Source organism: Rhodococcus sp. C-2, from assembly GCF_027854095.1.
GTDB classification, from domain to species: Bacteria; Actinomycetota; Actinomycetes; order Mycobacteriales; family Mycobacteriaceae; genus Rhodococcus_F; species Rhodococcus_F qingshengii.
Map to the genome: position 1 here is coordinate 203,366 of NZ_JAQGFI010000014.1, position 6,017 is coordinate 209,382.

Sequence of the window (6,017 nt, forward strand, 5' to 3'; positions counted from 1 at the left end):
TCACAGGAGACACCTTGAGCACTCGCACAGCCCGATCGTTGGGACCCGACCTCGTTCTCGCCGGCACAGTCGCCAAGCGCGCAGAGATACTGGTCGTCGGTCTGACGTCGGGTCCGGACGGCCCCGAAATCGCACTCAGCGAAGGCATCGTCGCCGAAGACGTACTCGCCGAGATCCTCGACAGCCTCATCGCCGTCGGCGCCACGGGCAAGCCCGAGCAGCTCACTCGTGTCCCGGCACCGAGCGAACTGTCGGTCACCAGCGTTCTCGCCGTCGGACTCGGCTCTGCCGACAAGCTCGGCAGCGAGCAGATCCGTAAGTCCGCCGGCGCCGCAGCTCGCTCGTTGTCCGGCATCGACACCGTCGCAACCACGCTCTCGATCCTCGACCTCGGTGCAGCCGCCGAGGGATTTGCGTTGGGCGCGTACAGCTTCACCGAATTCAAGTCGTCCATGACGGCTCCCGGTCCCGATTCGCAGCCACTGGCCCGCGTCGAACTTCTGGTGCCGTCGCCGCGCACGAAGGAGACCAAAGCGACGCTGGCACGGTCGGCTGCCATCGCCGAGGCCGTCGCCACCGCACGCGAGTTCGTCAACACTCCCCCGAGCCACCTCTACCCCGCCGAGTTCGCCGCGCGCGCGAAGGCACTGGGCGTCGAGGCCGGGCTCACCGTCCAGGTTCTCGACGAGAAGGCACTCGAGAAGGGTGGCTACGGCGGAATCATCGGCGTCGGCAAGGGCTCGTCACGCCAGCCGCGTCTCGTCCGCCTCGAATACGCGTCGAAGAAGCGTGGTGCCCGCAAGGTCGCACTGGTGGGTAAGGGCATCACCTTCGACACCGGCGGAATCTCCATCAAGCCCGCCGCCGGGATGGAGAACATGACCTCGGACATGGGCGGCGCCGCAGCCGTCATCTCCACCGTCGTGCTTGCCGCCAAGCTCGGCCTGCCCGTCAACGTCGTCGCATACGTACCGATGGCCGAGAACATGCCGTCCGCGACCGCGCAGCGTCCCGGCGACGTGCTGACCCAGTACGGCGGAATCACCATCGAGGTCGTCAACACCGACGCCGAGGGCCGTTTGATTCTTGCCGACGCGATGGTTCGCGCGGGTGAGGACGATCCCGACTACATGATCGACACCGCCACCCTGACCGGTGCGCAGATGGTCGCGCTCGGCAACCGCACCCCCGGAGTCATGGGCACCGACGAGTTCCGTGACCGCGTCGCCTCCATCTCGCAGAGCGTCGGCGAGAACGGCTGGGCCATGCCGCTGCCGGAGGAATTGCGCGGAGATCTCGACTCCAAGGTCGCCGACATGGCCAATGTCACCCCGCACCGCTGGGGCGGCATGCTGGTCGCAGCTCACTACCTCAAGGAATTCGTTCCCGAGGGTGTCCAGTGGGCGCACATCGACGTCGCGGGGCCGGCCTACAACACGTCAGGGCCGTGGGGTTACACCGGCAAGGGCGGTACCGGCGTTCCCGTTCGCACGATGATCTCGGTCCTGGAGGACATCGCGGTAAACGGCTGACCCCTTGCTGTGCGCCTTTATTAACCCCCCGCGGTCAATAAAGGCGCACAGCAGTTCAGGCGCCGTCGCGCAATTCCTGCTCTCGGGCCCGCTTGCGTTCGATTCGCCTACGTTCGTCGTGATCGCGCATACGCTGCGGATATCCCGTTTTTCGGACGTCGTAGACCGGGATCTTCAGGTCTTGTCCCAATTTGCGGGCACCACGTTCGCCGCCGACACGACGACGAGTCCACTCCCCGTCCTTCGCAACCAGGACGACGGTCACCTCGGTCACCGTCGTCTGCGGTTCCACATAGGCCTCGACGCCTTCGTGCGAGTGCGCCCAATTCGCCAGATGATCCGCATCACTTTGCGCTGCGGCCTGAGCCGCACTCGGCGGACGCTTGAAACGATCGAACAGTCCCACGGTCGTACCCTCCTCGGTACCGACGCCGCGGATGCACCCCGGCGATATGTCAAGTTTGCCAGGCGATGTCCGTTGTGCCTGCGCACGACATACCGTTTGGTCCGCTTACGACGTTACAGCCCGACCCCCGACGCATACCTACTCGCCAGTAGCCGACACACCCGAAACGGACGGCATCCCCCTCATCGGACACGCCCGGCGTATCAATGGAAAGATGAACGACGGTGACGCCGCGCCCGCGCGTCGACATCGGCAAAATAGCTACAAGTAGCCGCACGTCGCGCGCCACTCGAGCACAATGCATTACGACCACAAGTCGACAAAATTCAACAACCCGAACACAACTGTCGAGGAGTCAAAAGACATGGCCTTCTCCGTCCAGATGCCAGCCCTAGGTGAGAGCGTCACCGAGGGAACTGTCACACGGTGGCTCAAGCAGGAAGGAGACACGGTCGAAGTCGACGAACCCTTGCTCGAAGTCTCCACGGACAAGGTCGACACCGAGATTCCGTCTCCCGTCGCCGGCGTCCTGACCAAGATCGTCGCGCAGGAAGACGACACCGTGGAAATCGGTGGCGAGCTCGCCCAGATCGGTGAAGCCGGCGAAGCCGCAGCACCCGCGGCAGAGGCACCCGGCCCCGCCGCCGAGGAAGCTCCCGCCGAGGAAGCGCCGGCTGCCGAAGCTCCCGCTGAAGAAGCTCCCGCTGCCGAGGCACCCGCCGCTTCGAGCGGTTCCGCTGAAGGTACCGCCGTGACGATGCCCGCCCTCGGCGAGTCCGTCACCGAAGGCACCGTCACCCGTTGGCTCAAGGCTGTCGGCGACGAGGTTGCCGTCGACGAGGCGCTGCTCGAAGTCTCGACCGACAAGGTCGACACAGAGATCCCGTCCCCCGTCGCCGGAATCCTGCTCGAGATCAATGCGCAGGAAGACGACACCGTCGAGATCGGTGGCCAGCTGGCCGTCGTCGGCTCCGGCGCACCCGCCGCGGCTCCGGCACCCAAGGCCGCTCCCGCAGCACCGGCAGCACCCCCTGCCCCCAAGGCCGTAGCTCCGAAGGCCGAAGCTCCGAAGGCCGAAGCACCCAAGGCTGAAGCACCCAAGCCTGCCGCCGCACCGGCCGCACCCGCTCCGAAGCCTGCTGCGGCTCCCGCACCGGCGGCTGCCCCCGCAGCGTCCGGTGACAGCAGCCCGTACGTCACCCCGCTCGTGCGCAAGCTCGCCACGGACAACGGCGTCGACCTCGCGACCGTCACCGGCACCGGCGTCGGCGGCCGCATCCGCAAGCAGGATGTGCTCGCCGCTGCGGAGGCCAAGAAGGCTCCCGCCGCCGCTCCTGCTGCTGCAGCACCCGCGGCCGCACCGGCCGCCACCGCAGCCGCAGGCGTCCGACCCGAACTGGCACACCTGCGTGGAACCACGCAGAAGGCCAACCGTATTCGGCAGATCACGGCCACCAAGACACGTGAGTCGCTGCAGAACACCGCTCAGCTCACGCAGACCTTCGAGGTGGACGTCACCAAGATCGTCGCCCTGCGGGCCCGTGCCAAGGCTGGCTTCATCGAGCGCGAAGGCGTCAACCTGACGTTCCTTCCGTTCTTCGCCAAGGCAGTCGTCGAGGCGCTGAAGTCGCACCCGAACATCAACGCCAGCTACGATGAGGCTGCCAAGCAGATCACCTACTACGACGCTGAGCACCTCGGCATCGCAGTGGACACCGATCAGGGCTTGCTCTCCCCCGTCATCCACAACGCCGGCGATCTCGGCCTGGCCGGCTTGGCCCGCGCCATCGCCGACATCGCCAAGCGTGCACGCTCGGGTGGCCTGAAGCCGGACGAGCTCTCGGGTGGCACCTTCACCATCACCAACATCGGCAGCCAGGGCGCGCTGTTCGACACCCCGATCCTGGTACCGCCGCAGGCGGCCATGCTCGGAACCGGCGCGATCGTCAAGCGCCCGATGGTGGTCACCGACGAGAACGGCAACGAGTCCATCGGCGTTCGCTCGATGATCTACTTGCCGCTGACCTACGATCACCGTCTGGTCGACGGCGCCGACGCCGGCCGATTCCTCACCACTGTGAAGCAGCGGTTGGAAGAAGCCTCGTTCGAAGCTGATCTGGGCCTGTAAGCAACTGCTCGGCCGGCCGGGGCGTCATCTCCATGAGGAGGTGGCGCCCCGGTTTTTTCAGTACGGTCGGAGATATACGTTCGGATATCGAAGCACGCTGAATCGAAGGAGGCTTTCCGAATGCGAGTAGTCATCGCCGGCTCGTCCGGTTTGATCGGAACGGCCTTGGTGTCATCGTTGCGCTCCGACAACCACGACGTGGTGCGTCTGGTGCGACGCTCGACCGCCGGCCCCGACGAATCGCGTTGGGACCCGGACCACGACCGTCTGGACCTCTCCGTCCTGCAGGGCGCCGACGCCGTCGTGAACCTCTGCGGCGTCGGCATCGGTGACAAACGGTGGTCGGGTTCCTACAAGCAAGCGATCCGTGACAGCCGCATCGTCGCGACCGACGTCTTGGCCGAAGCGGTCGCGAGTCAGAAGGTTCCCGTCCTCGCCAACGCGAGCGCCGTCGGCTATTACGGCGACACCGGCGACAAGATCGTCGACGAGGATTCGCCGGCAGGCACCGACTTTCTCGCCACGACGTGTCGCGATTGGGAACTTGCCACCGCACCGGCGCGTGCGGCGGGTGCCCGCGTCGTCAATCTGCGGTCCGGCGTCGTGATTTCACCTCATGGGGGCATGCTCGGTCGGCTTCGGCGCCTTTATTCGTTCGGCCTCGGCGGGCGACTGGGCAACGGTCGCCAGTACTTTCCGTGGATCTCACTCGAGGACGAGTGCGACGCGATCAAGTTCGCGCTCACGAATTCCGAACTCTCCGGTCCCGTCAACCTGACCGGTCCGGCCCCTGTCACCAATGCCCAGTTCAATGACGCCATGTCCCGTGCGGTCCACCGCCCGGCTCCCTGGATCGTTCCCGGGTTCGCACTCGAAGCGTTGATCGGAGAATTCGCCAAGAGCGGCATCCTCGGTGGCCAGCGCGCCATTCCCGCAGCTTTGGAAAAGGCGGGATTCTCTTTCCGCCACAACACGATCGGCGAAGCGCTGGCGGCCGCACTCGGTTGATTCCGAAGTCGGGCGTAATCTCTACGTCCATGAGCAGCGCTGCCGTTTCCGCCCGGTTCTCGAAACTGCCGATCGCCGTCGAGCAACTCGGTTCGATCGACTACAACGCCGCGTGGGACCGCCAGCGTGAGCTCGCGGCAGCGCGGGCGGACGACATCGGACCGGACACGCTACTGCTCCTCGAACACCCGCCGGTGTACACGGCAGGACGACGCACGGAACCCGAAGATCGTCCCGTCGACGGCACGCCTGTCATCGACGTCGACCGCGGCGGGAAGATCACCTGGCACGGCCCCGGCCAGCTGGTGGGATATCCGATCGTGAAACTGGCCGAGCCCATCGACGTGGTGCGGTATGTCCGACGCATCGAGGAAGCACTGATCACGGTGTGCACGGACCTCGGCCTGAACTGCGGGCGCATCGACGGCCGCTCCGGCGTCTGGCTGCCTGCCGAACTCGCAAACGGGCAATGGAAGCCCGAGCGCAAGGTTTCTGCCATCGGAGTGCGCGTCCAACGGGGCGTGGCACTGCACGGCTTCTCCCTGAACTGCAATTCGGTCCTGACCGGATTCGACAACATCATTCCCTGCGGCATCCGTGACGCCGGGGTCACGACGCTGTCGCATGAACTCGGTCGCGACGTCACCGTGGACGAAGTCACTCCCGCTGTGACCGAGGCAGTGATCGCTGCTCTCGACGGAACCATGCCCGTCACCGAACGGAACGTCGAGCGCGTCACCTTCGAAAGCGCCTCGCCTACTCCGACTTTTACTACCGTTCAGTACAGCTGACGGGCTCGCCCGAACCCCGTTGCAGTAATCACCGGGCGTAGGATCACTGTCGTGACTATCGCCCCAGAAGGACGTAAGCTGCTCCGTCTCGAGATCCGAAACGCGGAGACGCCCATCGAACGCAAACCCAACTGGATCAAGACCCGAGCAAA

General features: G+C 65.6%; 5 protein-coding genes and 1 pseudogene. 5 read left to right on the top strand and 1 reads right to left on the bottom strand.

All coding sequences use genetic code 11. From position 1 onward, the window contains the following. Positions 1-14: 14 nt before the first annotated feature. On the top strand, positions 15-1,532 hold the full coding sequence (locus PCS43_RS27320; RefSeq protein ID WP_019748919.1) for a leucyl aminopeptidase: 1,518 nt from the start codon (positions 15-17) through the stop codon (positions 1,530-1,532). Positions 1,533-1,587: 55 nt separating this feature from the next. Here PCS43_RS27320 and PCS43_RS27325 read toward each other — a convergent pair whose 3' ends face one another. Further along, positions 1,588-1,938, bottom strand: coding sequence for an oxidoreductase (locus PCS43_RS27325; protein ID WP_065456602.1), 351 nt, complete (start codon positions 1,936-1,938; stop codon positions 1,588-1,590). A 364-nt stretch (positions 1,939-2,302) separates the two neighbouring features. On the opposite strand from PCS43_RS27325, the gene sucB reads away from it, so the two are divergent. From sucB to PCS43_RS27345, 4 genes and pseudogenes are all read left to right on the top strand, one after another. After that, positions 2,303-4,066 carry a 2-oxoglutarate dehydrogenase, E2 component, dihydrolipoamide succinyltransferase gene (sucB, locus tag PCS43_RS27330; RefSeq protein ID WP_073512230.1) on the top strand — a complete coding sequence of 588 codons (1,764 nt, stop codon included), beginning with the start codon at positions 2,303-2,305 and terminating at the stop codon, positions 4,064-4,066. A gap of 120 nt (positions 4,067-4,186) precedes the next feature. Next, positions 4,187-5,074 (top strand): TIGR01777 family oxidoreductase, encoded by an 888-nt coding sequence (locus PCS43_RS27335; protein WP_073512209.1) that lies wholly within the window; start codon positions 4,187-4,189, stop codon positions 5,072-5,074. A gap of 29 nt (positions 5,075-5,103) precedes the next feature. Further along, a complete protein-coding gene (gene lipB / locus PCS43_RS27340) occupies positions 5,104-5,865 on the top strand; it encodes a lipoyl(octanoyl) transferase LipB (protein ID WP_003941602.1) in 762 nt (253 codons plus the stop codon). A 51-nt stretch (positions 5,866-5,916) separates the two neighbouring features. Next, a pseudogene (locus PCS43_RS27345) lies at positions 5,917-6,017 on the top strand (lipoyl synthase); the annotation flags it as partial.

Coding starts and splice junctions, on each gene's coding strand:
- sucB (WP_073512230.1), top strand. CDS start 2,303: ATGGCCTTCTCCGTCCAGATGCCAGCCCTAGGTGAGAGCGTCACCGAG.
- lipB (WP_003941602.1), top strand. CDS start 5,104: ATGAGCAGCGCTGCCGTTTCCGCCCGGTTCTCGAAACTGCCGATCGCC.
- PCS43_RS27335 (WP_073512209.1), top strand. CDS start 4,187: ATGCGAGTAGTCATCGCCGGCTCGTCCGGTTTGATCGGAACGGCCTTG.